22 protein-coding genes are annotated in these 19,938 nt (G+C 60.5%); 7 read left to right on the forward strand and 15 right to left on the reverse strand.

Annotated elements, in window-relative coordinates; all coding sequences use genetic code 11:
- Positions 1-59: 59 nt before the first annotated feature.
- The 3 genes from FW800_RS12120 to FW800_RS12130 all read right to left on the reverse strand — a co-directional run bounded on the left by FW800_RS12120 (position 60) and on the right by FW800_RS12130 (position 3,264).
- Positions 60-692 (reverse strand): LysE family transporter, encoded by a 633-nt coding sequence (locus tag FW800_RS12120; protein WP_005792425.1) that lies wholly within the window; start codon positions 690-692, stop codon positions 60-62.
- Positions 693-781: 89 nt separating this feature from the next.
- A complete protein-coding gene (locus tag FW800_RS12125; RefSeq protein ID WP_005792426.1) occupies positions 782-1,354 on the reverse strand; it encodes a mechanosensitive ion channel family protein in 573 nt (190 codons plus the stop codon).
- Complete coding sequence (locus FW800_RS12130) at positions 1,354-3,264, reverse strand: ATP-binding cassette domain-containing protein (RefSeq protein WP_078822612.1); 1,911 nt, start codon at positions 3,262-3,264, stop codon at positions 1,354-1,356. The genes FW800_RS12125 and FW800_RS12130 overlap by 1 nt, the downstream gene beginning before the upstream one ends.
- Before the next feature lie 50 nt (positions 3,265-3,314).
- Between FW800_RS12130 and FW800_RS12135 the strand changes: the two genes are divergently transcribed.
- Entirely contained in the window at positions 3,315-3,779 is a 465-nt protein-coding gene (locus FW800_RS12135; protein ID WP_032878795.1) for a TIGR02444 family protein, read from the forward strand.
- Here FW800_RS12135 and FW800_RS12140 read toward each other — a convergent pair.
- Positions 3,776-4,657, reverse strand: coding sequence for an AlgP family protein (locus FW800_RS12140; RefSeq protein ID WP_446437718.1), 882 nt, complete (start codon positions 4,655-4,657; stop codon positions 3,776-3,778). The genes FW800_RS12135 and FW800_RS12140 overlap by 4 nt on opposite strands.
- Before the next feature lie 192 nt (positions 4,658-4,849).
- Between FW800_RS12140 and FW800_RS12145 the strand changes: the two genes are divergently transcribed.
- Positions 4,850-5,515: an FKBP-type peptidyl-prolyl cis-trans isomerase gene (locus FW800_RS12145; protein WP_446437719.1), complete on the forward strand. Its 666-nt coding sequence runs from the start codon at positions 4,850-4,852 to the stop codon at positions 5,513-5,515.
- A gap of 53 nt (positions 5,516-5,568) precedes the next feature.
- Here FW800_RS12145 and rsd read toward each other — a convergent pair whose 3' ends face one another.
- The 7 genes from rsd to FW800_RS12180 all read right to left on the reverse strand — a co-directional run bounded on the left by rsd (position 5,569) and on the right by FW800_RS12180 (position 11,957).
- Entirely contained in the window at positions 5,569-6,027 is a 459-nt protein-coding gene (rsd, locus tag FW800_RS12150; protein WP_446437720.1) for a sigma D regulator, read from the reverse strand.
- Between the two features lie 208 nt (positions 6,028-6,235).
- The gene (locus FW800_RS12155) at positions 6,236-6,757 is read right to left on the reverse strand and encodes a disulfide bond formation protein B (RefSeq protein WP_078822616.1); all 522 of its coding nucleotides are present in this window, start codon (positions 6,755-6,757) and stop codon (positions 6,236-6,238) included.
- 237 nt (positions 6,758-6,994) lie between these two features.
- Positions 6,995-8,236: a heme biosynthesis HemY N-terminal domain-containing protein gene (locus tag FW800_RS12160; protein ID WP_446437721.1), complete on the reverse strand. Its 1,242-nt coding sequence runs from the start codon at positions 8,234-8,236 to the stop codon at positions 6,995-6,997.
- Positions 8,237-8,241: 5 nt separating this feature from the next.
- Positions 8,242-9,357, reverse strand: a complete 1,116-nt coding sequence (locus FW800_RS12165; protein WP_032878787.1) for a uroporphyrinogen-III C-methyltransferase — start codon at positions 9,355-9,357, stop codon at positions 8,242-8,244.
- Positions 9,358-9,375: 18 nt separating this feature from the next.
- A complete protein-coding gene (locus FW800_RS12170; RefSeq protein ID WP_446437722.1) occupies positions 9,376-10,134 on the reverse strand; it encodes a uroporphyrinogen-III synthase in 759 nt (252 codons plus the stop codon).
- Positions 10,131-11,072 (reverse strand): hydroxymethylbilane synthase, encoded by a 942-nt coding sequence (gene hemC / locus FW800_RS12175; RefSeq protein WP_032878783.1) that lies wholly within the window; start codon positions 11,070-11,072, stop codon positions 10,131-10,133. Before hemC ends, FW800_RS12170 begins: the two co-directional genes overlap by 4 nt.
- 138 nt (positions 11,073-11,210) lie before the next feature.
- The gene (locus FW800_RS12180; protein WP_446437723.1) at positions 11,211-11,957 is read right to left on the reverse strand and encodes a LytR/AlgR family response regulator transcription factor; all 747 of its coding nucleotides are present in this window, start codon (positions 11,955-11,957) and stop codon (positions 11,211-11,213) included.
- A 501-nt stretch (positions 11,958-12,458) separates the two neighbouring features.
- On the opposite strand from FW800_RS12180, the gene argH reads away from it, so the two are divergent.
- Entirely contained in the window at positions 12,459-13,853 is a 1,395-nt protein-coding gene (gene argH, locus FW800_RS12185; protein ID WP_005792438.1) for an argininosuccinate lyase, read from the forward strand.
- Positions 13,854-13,950: 97 nt separating this feature from the next.
- On the opposite strand, the gene FW800_RS12190 is transcribed toward argH, so the two are convergent.
- Positions 13,951-14,610 carry a glutathione S-transferase family protein gene (locus FW800_RS12190; protein ID WP_032878779.1) on the reverse strand — a complete coding sequence of 220 codons (660 nt, stop codon included), beginning with the start codon at positions 14,608-14,610 and terminating at the stop codon, positions 13,951-13,953.
- Between the two features lie 126 nt (positions 14,611-14,736).
- On the opposite strand from FW800_RS12190, the gene FW800_RS12195 reads away from it, so the two are divergent.
- The 3 genes from FW800_RS12195 to FW800_RS12205 all read left to right on the forward strand — a co-directional run bounded on the left by FW800_RS12195 (position 14,737) and on the right by FW800_RS12205 (position 18,436).
- Positions 14,737-15,021, forward strand: a complete 285-nt coding sequence (locus FW800_RS12195) for a hypothetical protein (protein ID WP_103734172.1) — start codon at positions 14,737-14,739, stop codon at positions 15,019-15,021.
- A 151-nt stretch (positions 15,022-15,172) separates the two neighbouring features.
- Positions 15,173-15,427, forward strand: a complete 255-nt coding sequence (locus FW800_RS12200) for a TIGR02647 family protein (protein WP_014720451.1) — start codon at positions 15,173-15,175, stop codon at positions 15,425-15,427.
- A gap of 168 nt (positions 15,428-15,595) precedes the next feature.
- Entirely contained in the window at positions 15,596-18,436 is a 2,841-nt protein-coding gene (locus FW800_RS12205) for a class I adenylate cyclase (protein ID WP_446437724.1), read from the forward strand.
- On the opposite strand, the gene rnk is transcribed toward FW800_RS12205, so the two are convergent.
- The 3 genes from rnk to cyaY all read right to left on the reverse strand — a co-directional run bounded on the left by rnk (position 18,433) and on the right by cyaY (position 19,528).
- Entirely contained in the window at positions 18,433-18,843 is a 411-nt protein-coding gene (rnk, locus tag FW800_RS12210) for a nucleoside diphosphate kinase regulator (protein ID WP_005792442.1), read from the reverse strand. The two genes, FW800_RS12205 and rnk, sit on opposite strands and share 4 nt — an antisense overlap.
- Before the next feature lie 131 nt (positions 18,844-18,974).
- Positions 18,975-19,193: a DUF1289 domain-containing protein gene (locus FW800_RS12215; protein ID WP_005792443.1), complete on the reverse strand. Its 219-nt coding sequence runs from the start codon at positions 19,191-19,193 to the stop codon at positions 18,975-18,977.
- 2 nt (positions 19,194-19,195) lie between these two features.
- Positions 19,196-19,528, reverse strand: coding sequence for an iron donor protein CyaY (gene cyaY / locus FW800_RS12220; protein WP_248127659.1), 333 nt, complete (start codon positions 19,526-19,528; stop codon positions 19,196-19,198).
- Positions 19,529-19,766: 238 nt separating this feature from the next.
- Here cyaY and lptM point away from each other — a divergent pair, with 238 nt between their 5' ends.
- Positions 19,767-19,934, forward strand: coding sequence for an LPS translocon maturation chaperone LptM (gene lptM / locus FW800_RS12225; protein ID WP_003195417.1), 168 nt, complete (start codon positions 19,767-19,769; stop codon positions 19,932-19,934).
- Positions 19,935-19,938: the final 4 nt, after the last annotated feature.

Genomic DNA, 19,938 nt, shown 5'->3' on the forward strand with positions numbered 1-19,938 from the left:
CCCTAAATCCAATGTGGGAGGGAGCTTGCCCCTTCCACATTTCGATTCGGTTTCGGCAATTACGCAGTAGCGCGATGCAGGCTGGCGAGGAAGCCGGCAGCGCCAACAAACAAGCCGGCGAATGTGCGGTTTACGCGTTTCTGTTGTTTAGGCGTACGCAACAGACGCAAGACTTTCGACGCCAACCCCGTGTAACCCGCCATCACGATCATATCGACGCTGATCATGGTCGCACCGAGGATCAGGTACTGAATCAACAGCGGCGCCTGCGGGTTCACGAATTGCGGCAACACCGCCAGCATGAACACCAGGGCCTTAGGGTTGCTGGCGTTGACCAAAAAGCCGCGGAACATCATCGCCATCGGCTTCCCGATCGGGCGCACGGCGGCGTCATCGGTCATGTCCATGGGCAGGGCGCGCCATTGCTTGATGGCCAGGTACACCAGGTAGGCCACGCCAAACCATTTGATCGCATAGAACGCGGTAGACGACGCCGCCAGAATGGCCCCCAGGCCACCCGCGACCACGGCAATCTGCATCGCCAGGCCCAGTTGCAGGCCAATGGCGTTCCAGTAGCCACGGACAAAACCGTATTGCAGGCCGCTGGACATCGAGGCGATGGCACCGGCGCCAGGAGAAAGGGAGATGATCCAACTGGCCAGGAAAAAGGCCAGCCATGTGTCGAGAGCCATTGCGCACCTCAGAAGGGAGTCAGCGATTGTGCCTTTAAGCTAACTCTACCGACCGAAGGCTGGCTATAGATTTTTACAAGATGTAAACGCTAGCGGTCGCCCGGAAATACATGGGTGCCAGGCCAACGGCGCACCGAGCGCTGAAAGAACAAGCTGTTAGGCACTTGCACCATCGCGCTGCTGGTCCCGGCTTCTTCTACTTCGATCAATGTGGTGTAAAGCAGGTTGATCGCCACGACCCTGCCCTTCACGCCGGGTTTGTCGACGGTGTCCACCAGCTCGACAATATCCCCAAGGCGGAACGGCCCGACGGTGAAGATCAGAATTGCGCACAACAGGTTGGACAGCACCGACCACATGGCGAAGAACGCCACTGCCGCTACCGCGACAAACCCTGACAGCGCCGTCCACAACACCGTGGCAGACACCCCCAGGCGCCCCAGCACAAAGATCAGCGCACTGCCCATGATCAGCCAGCGCAAGCCGCCGCGCAGGGGCATCAGCAGTTGCGGCGGGAACGGGTAACGCTCACCCAGGCGCGTCAGGCCCTTGGCGACGAAGCGCTGGGCCAGGTAGCCGGCCAGCAGGATCAGCAGGATTTGCACGCCGATCCATACGGGCTCGACCCATTGCGCCGGTACCGGCAGTTGCAACGCTTCCATCAGGACAGCGCCTCCAGCTCCGCTTGCAAGGTTTCGAGCAGTTCGAGGGCCTCCATCCAGGTTTCCTCCAATTGCCCTTCGCGCACCTTGAGCTTGGCCTGTTCGGCCAGCAGGTCACGCAGCTCATCCTTGCGCGCCGCCTCGTACACGGAGCTATCACCCAGGCTGGTTTCGATCTTGGCCAGGCGCTCGTGCACCTTGCCCAGCTCGGCTTCCAGCTTGTCGGCCTCACGCTTGTGCGGCGCCAGCTGCTGGCGCAGCGCGGCGGCGGCCTGGCGCTGGGCTTTCTTGTCGGTCTTGTCCGGGTTGACCGGGGTGTTGCTGGCCGGCGCATTGCGCAGGCGGTAATCGGTCAGCCAGCGTGCGTAGTCGTCCAGGTCGCCGTCGAATTCTTCGACCTTGCCGTCGGCCACCAGCAGGAAGTTGTCGGTGGTGCTCTTGAGCAGGTGGCGATCGTGAGACACCACCAGTACCGCACCGCTGAACTCCTGCAGGGCCATGGTCAGTGCCAGGCGCATTTCCAGGTCCAGGTGGTTGGTCGGTTCGTCGAGCAGCAGCAGGTTCGGACGGTCCCAGGCGATCAGGGCCAGGGCCAGGCGGGCTTTTTCACCACCGGAGAAATTCAGCACCGGCTCGTCGATGCGTGCGCCACGGAAGTCGAAACCGCCGAGGAAATCGCGCAAGGTCTGCTCGCGCTCGGTGGGCGCCAGGCGTTGCAGGTGCAACAGCGGGCTGGCCTTGGCATCGAGCGAATCCAGTTGGTGCTGGGCGAAGTAGCCCACCACCGTGTTCTCGCCACGGGTCAGGCGGCCAGCCAGTGGCTCAAGCTCACCCGACAGGTTCTTGATCAGCGTCGACTTGCCCGCGCCGTTGGGGCCGAGCAAGCCAATGCGTGCACCCGGCGTGAGCTGCAACTTGACCTTCTCCAGGATGGTCTTGTCGCCGTAGCCCAAGCGAGCGTCCGACAGATCGAGCAGGGGGCTTGAAATCTTCACCGACTCACGGAACACGAAATCGAACGGCGAATCGACGTGGGCCGCCGACAGTTCTTCCATGCGCTCCAGCGCCTTGATGCGGCTCTGGGCCTGGCGGGCCTTGGTGGCCTGGGCCTTGAAGCGGGCGATGTAGCTTTCCATGTGCGCACGTTGCGCCTGTTGCTTTTCAAAGGCCTGTTGCTGCTGGGCCAGGCGTTCGGCGCGCGCGCGTTCAAACGCGGTATAGCCGCCACGGTAGAGGGTGATTTTCTTCTGTTCGACGTGGGCGATGTTGTCGACCACGGCGTCGAGGAAATCCCGGTCGTGGGAAATCAGCAGCAAGGTGCCCTGGTAACTTTTGAGGAAGTCTTCCAGCCACAGGATCGCATCGAGGTCCAGGTGGTTGGTCGGCTCGTCGAGCAGCAACAGGTCCGAGGGGCACATCAGTGCCTGGGCCAGGTTCAGGCGCATGCGCCAGCCGCCGGAGAAGTCGGCGACCGGGCGGTCCATCTGTTCGTTGGTAAAGCCAAGGCCAGCGAGCATTTTGCGGGCACGGGCGTCGGCGGTGTAGCCGTCGGCACTGTCCAGCTCGGCGTGCAGGCGGGCCTGGGCGGCACCGTCCTGGGCTTTTTCGGCTTCGGCGAGGTCGTGTTGCACCTGGCGCAGGCGCAGGTCGCCATCGAGCACGTAGTCGATCGCGATGCGGTCCAGGGTGTCGATCTCCTGGCGCATATGGGCGATGCGCCAGTCGGCCGGCAGCAGGCAGTCCCCGGAATCCGGGGTCAGCTCACCGAGCAGCAAGGCGAACAACGTGGATTTGCCGGCGCCATTGGCACCGATCAGGCCGGCTTTGTGACCGGCGTGCAGGGTCAGCTCGGCGTCTTCGAGAAGACGTTGCGGGCCACGCTGTAATGTTAGGCTTTGAAGTCGGATCATAATGGCGGCGGAGTCTACCAGCTTCGTTGGCCGCTGGCTTGGGTGTGAATATGTGCGCTGACCTGTGGAGCTTTGCCCTTTCTACCTACGCTCGCCCGGGTGTAGAGGCCGCTTGCCTGCGTTTGCAGGAACAAGGCGCGGATGTGTGCCTGCTGCTGTGTGGTGCCTGGCTGGAGCGGCGCGGTGTGGCACATACACCTGAGCGGGTGCAGGCGCTGCAACAGCTTGCCCGTCCGTGGCGGGTGCAGGTTGTCGAACCGTTGCGATACCTGCGCGTGCAATGGCGAGCCCTGGCGCAGCAGGATACGCAGCTGGCATCGTTGCGCGAGCGGGTCAAAGCCCTGGAGCTGGAGGCTGAACGAACACTGCTGGCGCGCCTGGAAACCTTGGCGCAGGCATGGCCGATCAATGAGGTGGTGGGTCAGTACGAATGGCTTGAAGGCCTGGCGACCGAAGCCGCCAACCTTGACCACGACGCGCTGCAGGCGCTGCGCGTCGCGGCCACAGACGCTTAGGAAGCGCTGGCTGGGGTGGTGCTTGGCGCTACCGGTGCAGGCGTGGTGCTGGCCGATGCGGTTGGAGCGGTGGATGCTGCCGGTGCCGCTGGAGTGGCTGGCTTGGCGACTGCTGGTTTGGCAGCAGCAGGTTTAGCGGCTGGCTTGGCTGCTGGTTTCGCGGCAGCAGGTTTGGCGGCTGGCTTGGCTGCTGGTTTGACGGCAGCAGGTTTGGCGGCTGGCTTGGCTGCTGGTTTCGCGGCTGCAGGTTTAGCGGCTGGCTTGGCTGCTGGTTTCGCGGCTGCAGTTTTAGCGGCTGGCTTGGCTGCTGGTTTGGCAGCTGCAGTTTTAGCGGCTGGCTTGGCTGCCGGTTTCGCGGCTGCAGTTTTAGCGGCTGGCTTGGCTGCCGGTTTCGCGGCTGCAGTTTTAGCGGCTGGCTTGGCTGCCGGTTTGGCAGCAGCGGTTTTGGCAGCGGGCTTGGCTGCAACTTTTGCGGGTGTACGAGCCCCCAGCGCTTTAGCTACGGCTTCCTTCACACGACCAACGCCTTGGGCCAGCTTCAGGCTTTCTTGAGCGTCTTTTTTGAGTTGGGAAATGTAGCTGCGGGTTTCAGCTTGACGATCCTTGAGGGCATCCAGCAGGTCCTCAAGTTCTTTGACTGCGCCCTTGGCTTTGGCTTGCGCCTTGGACTTGCCGGCAGTAGCGGCGTCTTGCAGTTTGGTACGGGACTTGTGCAGCTTTTCTTGCGCTTTACCGCGTTGTTTTTCCAGTTTGGCGAGCAGTTTTTCTGCATCGGCCAACGCCTGGGAACATGCGCTTTCCAGATGTTCGAGCAGGCTGCCCGAAAGTTGTTGGAGCAAGTGCAACGGGGTATTTACAGGCTTCTGTTTGGCCGACATGGTTTACCTCCTGGCTGACGTGGGTGCGGCTCATACTAGCCCTCTGCTCTTACCGCCGCTAGCGCATGTTGACAGTATCGTTGGGCTTGCGTTGCACGGCACGAAAATTCTTATCGATATAACGCAAATGCTCACCAGTTTTTACGCACTCACACTGGCATAATCCGTCGCACTTTCGGCTGGAGAACGCCCATGTCGCGTTACCTTTTTTTAGTGTTGAGCGTGGTGCTTTCAGTGGCCAATGCGAGCGAGAAATCCCCGTCCAAAGATGACCACGACCTGGCCTACAGCCTAGGCGCAAGCCTGGGTGAACGCCTGCGCCAGGAGATGCCGGGCCTGCCGATGGAGGCGCTGATCGACGGACTCAAACAGGCCTACCAAGGCAAGCCACTGGCCCTGGACGACACCCGCATCGAACAGATCCTCGCCCAGCGCGAAGCGCAAAACGCGCCAGACAATCGGGCGCCACAAAGTGAACAGGCACTCGCGGCCGAGCAACAATTTTTGGCCAGCGAGAAATCCAAAACTGGTGTGCGCGAATTGGCAGACGGCATCCTACTGACCGAACTGACCCCCGGCAGCGGGAAAAAACCGGCGGCCGATGATCGCGTGCAAGTGAATTACGTGGGGCGATTACCCGACGGGACCGTCTTCGACAAGAGCACGCAGCCGCAGTGGTTTCGTCTGGACAGTGTGATCAGCGGCTGGCGCAGTGCGTTGCAACAGATGCCGGTGGGCGCGAAATGGCGCCTGGTGATTCCATCCAACCAAGCCTATGGCGCTGATGGTGCCGGCGAGTTGATCCCGCCTTATACGCCACTGGTATTCGAGATCGAGTTGCTCGCCGCGGGCACCTGAGCCCAAACGAAAAACGGTGCGCAATGCGCACCGTTTTTTTGTGTTGCGGCGAGTCAGGCCTTGGCCGTCAACTCTTCCTTGTGAGCGTTGTGCAGCACTTCGATCAGGCAGTCTTCCAGCTCGAAACGCTCGTGAAGCAAACCGCCCAGCTCTTTGAATTTTTCTGCAACACACTTACCGGCATCACACAGGTCGTTGAAGGCCAGCAGCTTCTCGGTGATGACGTCGATGCGCGGGTAAATCGTCTCGGCCAAGTCCAGGCCACGTTGATCGTCGAAGGCCTCGGCCTCCTTGGTCAACTGCTCGTAGACACCGAAGTGCCCCGCCGAGACGTAATCCACCAAGAGGCCGCAGAATTCCTGCAATGGCTTGCGGTTCTCGCTTAGCGCTTCGGGCTTGGCACCGAGAGCATCAAAGGCCCGAACCAGTTCGTGGCGTGCCTTCAGCCAGCTGTCGATCAGCTTGTGCACCCCACCCCAACGTTCCTGAGCATTCTGACAACTTTCCAGCATGATGATCTCTCTTCCCTATAGGGGCGCTGCTGCTCTGTACCTGCGCAACACTTGAAGGATTAAGCAGCAGTCGAACAAAGCCGCGTCTGACAAATGGTTTGGATACGCGTGCGGGCCAGATTATGCCCGCAGGACTATGGCTTCAAGGTACGCAGGAGAGAATGTTCATACAAGTGTTTAATCCCCTCCTACAACGCGCGTCCCGTTTTCATGACGTTGTGATGCGCAAATGCTTACTGAACAACAGCCGCGAGCATTGCATGACACCCAGGATCAACATCGCCACAAAGAACAACAGGCTCCACTCCGGCAGGCTCAGGTCAAATAGCGTCCAGTTGATTTCAACGCAATCGACAGTCCCGTTGAACACTGACCGCGCCGCCTGCCAGAACGACAGGTTTTCGATCATGTAGTGCAGGCTGGGCCAGCAATCCCGGCCCGCACCTGACGGAATATTCTGCAATAGCACTTGGCGCCCGGCAGTGATGGCACCCAATAATGCACACACGGTGCTCGCCAGCCCATACAGGCAAAGGCCGGAACGCCCGGGATTATGAAGGGCGGCCATCAGGTTGATCAGCGCAAAAGTGGCCAGAAGCAGACGTTGTACCTGGCACAGAAAGCAAGGCTGTAGCAACGCGCCGTATTCCAGATAGAAGGACGCGCCCAACGTCAGCGCACCCGCCATGAACGCCAGCAAAAACAAGGAGCGTAAAGGGGCCAAAGACATTGTTTATCCGCACTGCAAGAGATAGGTCGCTACGGTAGAGGAAAGGCCCGACCCCTTTCAAGACGCCCCGGAGCAGACAATTCCGCGAAGAAGCAAGGACATTCCGCCAAGGCATGGCGGAAATCCAGTTACAACAAGTAGGAATTAGTCATCACGTCAGTTATACCGAGTGTTTATTGGGGTTTTAAGGATCGGGTGTCGGATAGATCCGAGCCAATCCATTCACCCTTTCCTACTTCAAATACGCGCGGGTACTGGCAGAGGCGAGGACAACAGACGATTGTCGAGCAGCCCCAGACCTTCCTGAAACAGCTGGTTGCTGCGCTCGGTGTCGCCCAGTTGGGCCAGTAGGCGGGCCAATTCGGCACAGGCTTCGGGGTTGCGCTGAACTTGCAGGCTGCTTTCCAGATAGTCCCGCGCCTTGCCCCACAGGCTGTTTTGCAGGCACAGACGGCCAAGCGTCAGCAGCAAGCTGGCATCGCCCGGATGGTCCTTGAGCCAGCCTTCGGCAAACTTCAACTGGCGCGCCGGGTCACTGCCACGCAACAGGCCATACAGCCGAATCAGATGGCTGTCATAGTCGCGCTTGAGGGCACCACGCAGCACTTCCTCGGCCTTTGCATCCGCGCCTAGCCGACGCAACTGGTCGACATAGGCCAGCACCAATTGTGGCTGCTGGCGCTGGGCCGAAGTCAGTTGCTCCCAGGCACGCTCCAGAGACTGCAAGCCCGCCTCGCCCTGCTCCTCACGCTGGGCAGCCAGGCTCAGGTTTTCGCCCCAGGCACGACGTTCCAGCTCGGCCAGCTCACTGGCGGGCAAGACTTTGTCCTTGCGCAGCTCAGGCAGCAGGCGAATCACCGACGACCAATCGCCACGCTGCTGATGCAGGCGCTGTAGCTGCCTGAGTACCTGCGCGTTATGCGGGTGACGCTCGTGCATCGCCTGAAGCGTAACCAGGGCGCCTTCAGTATCGCCGCGGTCCATCTGCAGTTGCGCATGGCTCAGGGCTACGGCCAATTCCGCCTGGGGCTGGCGCTCCAGGGCGCGCTCCAGCAAGCCGTCGGATTCCTCATAGCGGCCCTGCTCATTGGCCGCACGGGCAGCACCGATGTAATAGAGCAGCGGCTGACGCTCTGCTTCGGCAGCACGGTGCAAGTGGCGCTCGGCACTGGCCCAGCGGCCCTCGGCAAGGTCCATCTGGCCTTGCTCGATCGCGATCTGCACACGGCGGCTGCGGTTGCGTCGCGACCATGGATTGACCACGCCACCGGAGGTGGTGATCAGGCTCAGCAACACACGAACCAGGTAGATCGCCAGGCCGATGGCAAACACCGCCACCAGGGTAGCCCACAGGCTTGACTCGTAATGCAGCAAATGCGGATAGGTAATCAGCACGTAGCCGGTGTGTTTCGAAATACCCACGGCCAGTGCGAGGGCGACTGCAATCGCCAGCACCAGGATCACATAGAAACGCTTCATCAGCTCTACTCCTGGGTCGCCGGTTTGCCGGCCGCGGCCTTGGCTTCGTCGGCAGACAGATGACGACGTTCAAGGTAAGCCTGCACGGCGGCCAGGCTCGCAGCCAGGTCCGGCGTCACCACCGACACGGCCTTGGGCTCAAGTTCAGCGATACGCGCCAGCATCGCCTTGCTCTGCGGGTTGTCCTGATTGAAGTTGTCTTGCAATACGCTGCGCGCTTCGCCCAGCGAGCGGCTGTATACCGCCGACTCGCCGTTGAGCGCGGCCCACTGCGCCTGCTCCAGCGCCAGGCTCAAGGCCAGGCGCACTTGGTTCAAACCCTGGCCTGCCAACAATGGCCGGATATTGTCATCCGGGTTGAAGTCGATGCGGAAATAGCGGGAAATCTGTTCCCACCACTGGCTCAACTGGTTCTGCGTATCGCTGGTGGGGCGCCCTTGGGAAGCAGGTTCCGTAAGCTGATACTCCGGGGCAATCGCCGCCAGTTGCACGACCTGGTCACGCAAGGCCGCCAGTTGCAGGTACAGGCCGGTGCGGTCTGGTTGCTCAGTGCTGCGCAATGCGGCAAGGCTCTTGGCCAGTTGCTCACGGGCGGTGAAAGCCCCTGGGTCGCTCTGCTCGCGAAGAATCTCGTCGGCGCCCTGGACCAGCGACTGCGCACTGTTGATGTCTTGCAAGGCAGACAAACGCAAACTGGCCAGACGGATCAGATGCTCCGCCTCGGCCAGGCGCCAATCCTTGCGGCTGGCGCCCAACACCGTTTCGAGGCGCTGGCTCAGGCGTTGCTGATCGCCCTGCAACTGGGCAACCAGGCGGCGGCGCTCTTCCAGCTCGTCCGCACCCGGCAATTGCGCCAGACGGGCGGCCAACTGTTGCTGGCTTTGCTTGAGGCTCTGGGATTGGTCATCCAGGGTCTGCACTTGGCTCAATTGATGTTGGCTGCTGGCTTGAAGGGCGCGGACCTGCCAGATCCCCCAGCCGCCAGCAGCTACGCCAGCAGCCCCTAGCAGCAAGGCGACGACCGCCAGGCCATTGCCACGGCGCGGCGCGGTGACCGGTGTCTCGACCGGCGCATCAAGCGCGGGCTGAGCTTCATCTTTAGGCAAGGCTGTTTCGCTCACGTATCCGTCCTTTGCGTATCAGAGAGTGGGAACGGGATAGCTCCCCAACGCCACTAACAAAGCCGCGGCACTCGCGCCGCGACAATCCACAACTTTTTTTGCGCCAGCGGCCCGCGCCATCTCATAGACGCGCGGGCTGGGCACGAACAACGGCAGCTGTGCCACCTGTGGCCAATCGGTGCCCGCCAGGGCTTGCAGGTGTAAAAAACCCTGCCCACTGCTGACCACCAGGCCGTTCAAGCGTTCCAACCGGATGCGTTGCATCAGCGCACCCGTCTCGTAGACCGGGAGAAAACGCCGATACAATTCCAGATAGTCGACACTAGCACCTTGCTCGCGCAAACGCTCTGCCAGCAACTCGCGGCCGCCCTCGCCACGCAGGATCAGCACCTTGGCGCCCGGCTGTGCGATAGCCTCGCGCAATGCAGGCAATTGAAGCAAGGCCTCGCTGTCATCGCCAGTGGCGGGATAATGAACGTCGAGGCCATGACCGGCGAGGATCTGCGCCGTCGCCGCACCGACGCTGAACCACGGCATTGGCGGCACGGCATTCCCCAACCGTTGCAGCGCCAGGCGCGCGGCCGGCTTGCTCACAACAATGACCGCGCAATAACGCTGCAACGCGTCAAACACCGCTTGTTGCTCAGCCGTGACCGCTAACGCTTGCGTCTCCAGCAACGGCAGACAGCTACTGTATATACCGGCCTGGGACAATAAAGCCGCCAGGGCTGTCGACTCCTCGGCAGGCCGCGTCAGCAGCACTCGCCAGTCGGTCACTGCGGACCGGCCTCGCCATAGACTTTTTGCAAAATGGCACCGGCGCCTTTGTCCAGCAATTCCTCGGCAACCTGAATCCCCAAGGCCGTGGCATCTCGTTGCGGCCCACGCACCTGGGCGGTCAGCAGGGTACCGCCATCCGGATCCCCCACCAGGCCACGCAGCCACAGGTTCTCACCTTCGAGTACGGCATAGCAGGCGATGGGGACTTGGCAGCCGCCATTGAGGTGTTTGTTCAGGGCGCGCTCGGCGGTCACACGAACTTCGGTATCGGCGTGATCGAGGGGCTTGAGCAGTGCGTGGATTTCGCTGTCGACGGTCCGACATTCGATGCCGACTGCGCCCTGACCGCCGGCGGGCAGGCTATCTTCGACACTGATGGCCGATGTGATGCGATCTTCGAAGCCCAAGCGGATCAAGCCGGCGGCGGCAAGAATGATCGCGTCATATTCGCCGGCATCCAGCTTGGCCAGGCGCGTATTGACGTTGCCGCGCAAAAAGCGAATCTGCAAGTCGGGCCGACGTGTCAACAACTGAGCCTGGCGACGCAGGCTGGAGGTGCCGACGATGCTGCCCAGCGGCAAGTCATCCAGGGACGCGTAGGTATTGGAAACAAAGGCATCACGCGGATCTTCGCGCTCGCAGATGCAAAAAAGGCCCAGGCCTTCAGGGAAGTCCATGGGCACGTCTTTCATCGAATGCACAGCGATGTCGGCTTCGTTTTCCAGCAGCGCAGTTTCCAGCTCCTTGACGAAAAGACCCTTGCCGCCGATTTTCGACAGGGGTGAGTCCAGCAGCTTGTCGCCGCGACTGACCATGGGCACCAGGGATACCTTGAGGCCCGGATGAGCCTGCTCAAGGCGTGCTTTGACGTATTCGGCCTGCCACAAGGCCAGGGCGCTTTTACGGGTGGCGATGCGGATTTCGCGAGAGGACATGGATCAATCCGTACTGAATAGATACGGCGGATAATAACAGCTCAGGCAAATACGCTTTGATTTGAATCAGCAAGTGCGGGGCCTCCCTGGCCACATCGCACCGGGATAAGGAAGGCAGACCGCGCTCCAGCCCTCGGGCTAAAGCTGCTGCATCATCTTGCGCACGCCGGCGACATGGCGTCGACTGACGATCAGCGCATCGCCATTGAGCCCCTTCAGGAAGAGCTGAAAGTGCCCCAGGGGTGTGCGCTGCAAGCGCTCGATACGCTCGCGGGCTACCAGCGCGTTGCGATGGATACGCACAAAGCGATCGCCGAATTCATCCTCAAGGGCCTTGAGCGGCTCATCCAGCAGCACTTCGCCGGCTTCGTGGCGCAGGGTCACGTACTTGTGATCGGCAATAAAGTAGACCACCTGGTTGAGCGGGATCAGCTCGATGCCTTTGCGGGTGCGCGCACTGATGTGGCTACGTGGCCCGTTACCACTTTGGGCCGCAGGCTGGGTCAGTGCGGCAAGTTGGGTACGGCTGGGACGCTCGGCTTTTTTCAAGGCTTTGAGCAAGGCCTCGGCAGTGACCGGCTTGACGAGAAAACTGACACCGCTGTCTTCCAGCGTCTGTGCAGAGAACTCTTCCTGGGCCGCGCACAACACCACGGCAGGTGGCGATTCGCGCTCGCTCAGGCGGGCAGCGACTTGCAGGCCATCAAAGCCCGGCATACGGATATCGAGCAGCACCACGTCCGGCTTGAGGCTGTCGATCAGCGTCAATGCCTCCTCACCGCTGGTGGCACTCGGTTCAAGGACTGTATAACCCTCGAGTTCACTGACAAGACGGCTCAGTCGCTCGCGGGCTTGGGGTTCGTCATCAACGATCAGGACATTCATATTGCGCTGGATTCCTGCGTGAGTCTCGCACAAGGATAGCGTAGACAGGTGCGGTGACTTGCGTCACAGCGATCCACGCTAAGACTAGCGCGAGCGGCAAAAAGTGCCCTGAGAGCGGCACCCAAATTTACCCGGACCTGTTCAATAGCGCCCAAGACCTGCTGCCTTCGGGCATCGTCGTAGGGTTCACTGATACACAATCCGAATACCCCCCTGTTTAATGGATAGTCTGGTTATGACCGCATCACCAGGCTTTGGTGCATTCACACACTAGCAGTCCAACTGTAGACGCTCACTGAGACGATATTGCTCAATCGTCAAATATCGTTTCAATAAGTACGTATCTCCAGTCTCGTCCCGGATGCGTTCGGCGGCAAGGCACTTAGCCATCTACGACACAAATAAAATTGCCGATCACCCGCGGCACCGCCTTCACGGGCAACCCTGTTATTATCGCCGGTACACCTTCATGCCTCTTTCAAGCAGATCACGAGCGAATCCATGAGCACCGACAAGACCAACCAGTCCTGGGGCGGCCGCTTCAGTGAACCCGTCGACGCCTTCGTCGCGCGCTTCACCGCCTCCGTCACCTTCGACCAGCGCCTGTACCGCCACGACATCATGGGCTCCATCGCCCATGCCACGATGCTGGCCAAGGTCGGCGTGCTGACCGACGCCGAGCGTGACAGCATCATCGACGGCCTGACCACCATCCGCGGTGAAATCGAGGCAGGCACGTTCGACTGGCGCGTCGATCTGGAAGACGTGCACATGAACATCGAGGCACGCCTGACCGATCGCATCGGCGTGACCGGCAAGAAACTGCACACCGGCCGCAGCCGTAACGATCAGGTAGCCACCGATATTCGCCTGTGGCTGCGCGATGAAATCGACCTGATCCTGGCCGAAATCACCCGCCTGCAAAAAGGTTTGCTGGAGCAGGCCGAGCGTGAATCGGACACCATCATGCCCGGCTTCACTCACTTGCAGACCGCACAGCCAGTGACCTTCGGCCACCATCTGCTGGCCTGGTTCGAAATGCTCAGTCGCGATTACGAGCGCCTGGTCGATTGCCGCAAGCGCGCCAACCGTATGCCGTTGGGCAGCGCTGCGCTGGCCGGCACCACCTACCCGATCGACCGCGAGTACACCGCGCAACTGCTGGGTTTTGACGCCGTGGGCGGCAACTCCCTGGACGGCGTTTCGGACCGCGACTTCGCCATCGAATTCTGTGCCGCCGCCAGTATCGCGATGATGCACCTGTCGCGTTTCTCCGAAGAACTGGTGCTATGGACCAGTGCCCAATTCCAGTTCATCGACCTGCCGGACCGCTTCTGCACCGGCAGCTCGATCATGCCGCAAAAGAAAAACCCTGACGTGCCTGAGTTGGTGCGCGGCAAGAGCGGCCGTGTATTCGGCGCGCTGATGGGCCTGTTGACCCTGATGAAAGGCCAACCACTGGCCTACAACAAGGACAACCAGGAAGACAAGGAACCGCTGTTCGACGCCGCGGACACCCTGCGTGATTCGCTGCGCGCCTTTGCCGACATGATCCCCGCGATCAAGCCCAAACACGCGATCATGCGCGAAGCAGCCCTGCGGGGTTTCTCCACGGCAACCGACCTGGCGGACTACCTGGTGCGCCGTGGCCTGCCGTTCCGTGACTGCCACGAAATCGTCGGCCACGCGGTGAAATACGGGGTGGACACCGGCAAGGACCTGGCGGAAATGAGCCTGGAAGAACTGCGCCAGTTCAGCGACCAGATCGAACAGGATGTGTTTGCCGTGCTGACCCTGGAAGGCTCGGTAAATGCCCGCAACCATGTGGGCGGCACTGCGCCGGCCCAGGTCAAGGCAGCGGTCGTGCGCGGCAAAGAATTGCTCGCCAGCCGCTAAAACTGTGGGAGGGGGCTTTCTCCCGATGGCGGTGGGTCAGCTAAGATTTTCTTACCTGATACACCACCATCGGGAGCAAGCCCCCTCCCTCATTTGCTCACCTTTTGGCCGCAATCATCGCCATGAATGCAGGCATCGCCGCCTGCCTGTCCGCCTCGACCTTCTGCGCGTTGGGCATTTCATTCAGGCGCCCCAACAAGGCCTTCACCTGCGGCAACTGCGCCAGCAGGTCCAGCCCGAACAGCTTCTCGCCCACGCCGCACGCCAGGTTCAGGCTGTACATGAAATACAAATCCGCAATGGTGAAGTTCTCCCCAGCCACATAAGGCGCGAACTTACCGTGCCGACCTAACGTACCGATCCCAAGCAGCAGCTCGGCCCTGGATTTCTCCTTGATCGCCTCCGGCACCGTCATGCCGAAAAAAGCCTCGGCGAAACACGCTCGCGCAGGCAGTTCGATGTAGAGCTCGATTTCACGGCACAGCGCCAGCACCTGAGCCCGTTGAAAAGGGTCGGCCGGCAGCAATGAAGGGCCTTCCTGAGTGTGTTCGATGTACTCCAGAATCACGCTGGTTTCATTGATAAACCCTTGCTTGACGCCCAGCACCGGCACTTTGCCTCGCGGGCTCACCGCCAAGGCTTCGGGGGTCTGGCCTGCATAGAAAGGCACCTCCTCGAAAGCCAGCCCCTTCTCCAGAAGTGCAAGCTTGACCATGTTGTAGTAGTTACTGACTGAAAATCCGTAGAGCTTGAGCATTGCAGATGCCTCCAGGCCGGGTGTGGGGTTGGCTGCAAGAGTTATAGTTCCAGGCGCCCGGCCTGACCAGCAGCATCACCTGCCTGAATGGCGGTAGACTGGCACCCTTTCCTTGAGGAGCCTGCCATGAGCGAGCCGACCGATATTGATAACGACGAAGAAGAGTTCACCGAAAGCACGCTGACCCAGGCCATCGAAAACCAGATCGAAAGCGACAACCCGCCTGCCGCCAAGGCCACCTTCAATAAACTGACCCTGGTAGGTTACGAGCGCGAAGACATTTTGAACCTCATGGCCCATGTGCTGGCCGTTGAGATAGACAAGATGCTCGAAGAAGACCGTGCCTTCGATACCCAATGGTATGAAACGGCGCTGCGAGCACTTCCTGAGCTACCGCCTGAAAACAACTGAAACCAACCTTGGCGTGGCCGGGAAGCCCGCTTCCTCGCCACAAATCTGCGCCATATCAATACCTACGACTTTCTCACTGGACAGCCCGCCAAAGTGCGTTCACCTTATGGCCTGCTAGCCTCTAATAAATTTTAGAAAGTCTGGAGTCCTTATGTCGTATACCCCTGAGTTGGTTGCCGAACTGGAAATCCTTGTACTCTTCCCCTTGGACAGCACCAAGGAGGGCTTGAAAGTCCATCAGACCGCCGCTCCTACCGCCATCGCCGCTGCCAAGCGCCTCCATGCGAAAGGACTGATCGATCAGCCGGACGGGGGCTACCTGACGAGCCTTGGCCGGGATGCTGCAGAGCAGGCTCAAACCCTGCTGACCATTCTGACCACTGCCAACACCAAAGAAGCTGCCTGACACCTGATCCCGCCCATGGGGTCCGCCCGTTGCGGACTCCGAGGGCGCTGTTGTGTGGCGCAAAAATTCTGACGCCAAAAATCCACTTCCCTCTAAAACTCCTACGCTACTGTCTGTAGACTCCTGCATGGCTGCCCACGTCGGGCCCAGCGAGCCACCGAGTTCGACATGACCCGCACCCACGAAATCCGCCCCGATCTGGACGAAGGCATCGACCGCAAGGTGCTGACCCAGTTGCGCGCGCGTTTCATGGCCCTCAATGAGGGCCGCATGGCCCGGGCTGTCGAGGGGCTGACACCGCGCCAACAAGGCGTGCTGACTTTGTTGCCGCTGTTTTTCCACGTCAATCACCCACTGTTGCCGGGCTATGTCTCCAGCAGCACCCCGGCGGGGCTGTCGAATTTCGAACCTGACACCCAGGCCCTGGCCGAAGCCCAACGCCTGACCCGCTCGTTCTCCTATAAACCGCGCCATGGCAACCCGCCCCGCCCCATCCACGGCCTGTTCCTGATGGGCAGCCTCGGCACGCTGGCCCAGGCCGATCAAAGCGATATGGACGTGTGGGTGTGCCACGCTCCCGACCTGGACGAAAGCGAACTGGCAGAGCTGCGCAAGAAGTGCCAACTGCTGGAAGCCTGGGCCTTGAGCATGGGCGCCGAGGCGCATTTTTTCCTGATCGAACCTACACGCTTTGTCCTGGGTGAACGCGATACGCAACTAAGCTCCGACGATTGCGGTACTACCCAGCACTACCTGCTGCTGGACGAGTTCTACCGCACAGCCATCTGGCTGGCCGGGCGCACGCCGATCTGGTGGCTGGTGCCGGTCTACGAAGAAAAGCGCTACGCCGAATTTACCCACGCCCTGATTTCCAAGCGGTTTATCCGCGCCGATGAAACCCTCGACCTGGGTCACTTGGCCCATATCCCGCCGGGCGAGTTCATAGGTGCCGGGCTGTGGCAATTGTTCAAGGGCATCGAGTCACCGTACAAATCGGTGCTCAAGCTGCTGCTGACCGAAGTCTACGCCAGCGAACATCCGAACGTGTACTGCCTGAGCCTGCGTTTCAAGCGAGCGGTGTTCGCCAACCAAGTGGACCTGGATGAGCTGGACCCTTACATCGTGGTGTATCGCCGCATCGAGGAATACCTCAAGGCCCGCAACGAGCCGGATCGCCTGGAACTGGTACGACGCAGCCTGTACCTGAAGATCAACCGCAAGCTCAGCGCCGGCCAGCGCACCCCCACTTGGCAGCGACTGCTGCTGGAACGCCTGGCCCAGGAATGGGGTTGGGACCAGCGCCAACTGGCCCTGCTGGACAGTCGCAGCCAGTGGAAAGTGCGTCAGGTTGCTTCCGAGCGCCGCGCTCTGGTCAATGAACTGAACTACAGCTACCGTTTCCTCACCCAGTTCGCCCGCAGCGAACAGACTGCCAGCCTGATCAACAAACGCGACCTCAATGTACTGGGCCGGCGCTTGTATGCGGCGTTCGAACGCAAGGCCGGCAAGGTTGAGTTCATTAACCCAGGCATCGCCCCGGACCTGGCCGAAGACACCCTGACCCTGGTGCAGTCGCCCAACCGCAAGGAGCCGGGCCAGCACCATTGGGGTTTGTATAACGGCAACCTGACGGCCCTGGAATGGGAGCACTTCGCGCCGATCAAACGCAGCCGCGACCTGCTGGAAATGCTCACCTGGTGCCATCGCAACGGCGTGATCGACAGCAGTACCCGCCTGGCGCTGCACCCCGGTGTCAGCGACATGACCGAGTTCGAGTTGTTCAACCTGCTGGGCAGCCTGCAACAGACCATCGCCCTGCCCCTGGCCAGTGTCGATGAGAGCCGCTTGCTGCGCCCGGCAGTACCCGAAGACGTGCTGTTGCTGATCAACGTCGGGGTTGACCCGCTCAAGCATCATCGCGACCTGAATATCCTGATGACAACAGAGCGCACCGACTCCCTGAGCTACGCCGGTGTACGCGAAAACCTGGTGCTGACCCTGGACCAGGTCATGCTCAACAGCTGGAACGAGGTGATGGTCAGCCGCTATGACGGCCCCCACGCCCTGCTCGACTGCCTGCGCGATTACCTCAACCAACTACCGCTGGGTCATCTGCCACGGCTGCGAGTGCGTTGTTTTTGCCACAACCGTGCGCAGTTCATTGCCCAGCGTGTAGAAGAGGTGTTCGACACCGCACAACACCTGCTGCTTGGCCAAGGCAATCATCGTTACCTGTTGCAGGTGCAACAGCACTATCACGTCATGGAACTGACACCGGGCCAGGCCAATCATGTGTCACTGCCAACCCAGGACGCGCTGATTGCCTACCTCAGTGAGGAACTGGCCAGCTACAGCCCTTGGCACCTTGACGCCATGGCCCTGGAAGACCATGACCTGGCGCTGCTCCTGCCTATGGGCCAGGCCGATTGCGTGCAAGTGTTCTATCGAGTCAATGAAGGCTTCGCCCAGCTGTACGTACTCGACGAATTCAACGCGCTTTGGCAGCAGCGCTTGCCGTTTCATGATGAACAAAGTCTGCTGGCTCCGCTGCAACGCTTCCTGCAATCGATCCTCTATCGCCGCGAAGCGCTGTCGTCCCTGGATTCCCGACAGCCCCTGGGTGAAGTGCACACCTTGTACTATCAGTTATTGCCATCGGGCAGCAGCCGCGCCCGCGGCGTGGAACCACGACCGGCGCCGCAGAACCCTGCCAACAAGCCGTTTTATGACGTGCAGGCAATTATCGGCAAAGGCGCGCCTGGCCAGGTGGGGATCACCCTTTACTGCAATCAGCGGGAATTTTGCGAACTGGAATTTGGCGACCAACTGTTTGCCGTGGTCGCCCGGGAGATCGTCGGGCAACGCCGGGAAACCGAACGTTACCGTTGCTACATCACTGATCTGGACTTGTCAGGACTGCTCGGTGATGTGCAAAGCCCGAGCAATTTGTACCTGCGCTACAAAGCCGAACTGGAACAGTCCCTCAATGCCGCACTGGGCCAGATTTAGAGCGAGAAAGCCCCGCCATCCTTGGGCTGGCCTTCGACACTGAGCAATTCCAGCTTGAGCGTCTTGCCACCCGGTGCAGGCCAGTCGATATGCTGGCCCACTTGCAGCCCCAGCAAAGCACTGCCTACCGGAGCCAGGATCGAGATCTTGCCTTCGTCGGCGTTCGCGTCCTTGGGGTAGACCAGCGTCAGGTGATAGTCCTTGCCGCTGCTTTGCTCACGGCAATGCACGCTGGAGTTCATGGTCACGACACCCGCAGTCACTTCATCGTGACCGACCACGTCTTCGGCGCGGTCGAGTTCGGCTTGCAACGCTTCGACGCCGGGAAACTCGTCGCCCAAGCGGTCGATCAGTTGCTCAAGACGCTGCACGTCAAGACGGGTAAGAATGATGGAAGGTGCGGTCATGATTCAGGCAGACTCCTTTTTTCTGCACAAAAAAGCAAAACCCCGCCAGAAAAAGGCGGGGTTCTCACGGACCTCGATGAGTTGAGGTGTACCCGGACACTACCACAGCGACACAAATAAACAAGATGGCATCAGGCGTGTGCCTTGCGCTGCTCTGCCTGGGCACAGATCACCCTGCGCCGCGCATCGTCGGCGGAGCGCCATTCACGGATGTCTTCCACGTGGCGGAAGCAGCCGAGGCAGACTTTCTGCTCGTCCAGGCGACACAAACTGATACAAGGTGACGGCACCGCCGGGCTGACATTGCTGAACAGCGGCTTGGGCGGGCGTACAGGTACAGGCTGGGTCACGGTCAGATCTCTTCGAAATCCAGCTCGGCGCCGGTATATTCCTGGACGAGGCGCGTGAGCATTTCGCCCAGCAACTCTTCACTTTTGTCGCACTGCCATTTGCCGCTTTCTTCGTCGTAGTCGAAGTGAACGCCACCGGAGCGCGCAGCCAGCCACAGCTGACGCAGCGGCTCCTGGCGACTGAAGATCAATTGCTGGCCGCTCTCGAACTTGACGGTCAGCACACCAGCCGAGTTTTCCAGATCCACATCCAGGTCGCTGTCGTCGAAAATATCTTCCAGCTTCTCCTGGGTGGCATCCACCAGGTCGTGAAAACGGGCTTCGGTCAAACTCATTGTGGCAACCTCAAAAGTGTCTGGTTTTGCTCAAGCGGGGCACGATACGGACGCGCTTCGCCGATTGCAAAGGATACCGATTTCATGACAGATGGCAGTACGAAATATCATCAAGCAGCGTAGCCCGCTTCTTGCGCTCCTCGGCAAAGCCCCGCCGGACGGGTAGTGCGGCGCATAGGCAAGCTGCCGGGTGGTCGGTATACTCGGGCGCAATTAATGCATATTCAAGGATTTCGCCATGAAGCGCCTGATCTCTTCCCTTGCTGCGCTCGTCGCGGTCGCTTGCCTCGTTAGTGCCTGTGGCCAGAAAGGCCCGTTGTACCTGCCGGATGACAGCAAAGATCCGAATGAACAGGCGCAATCGTCGCAAAAGCCGTCAAAAGCGCATAAGCACGACACCTACTAAGGGA

Source organism: Pseudomonas sp. 910_23 (assembly GCF_052850795.1).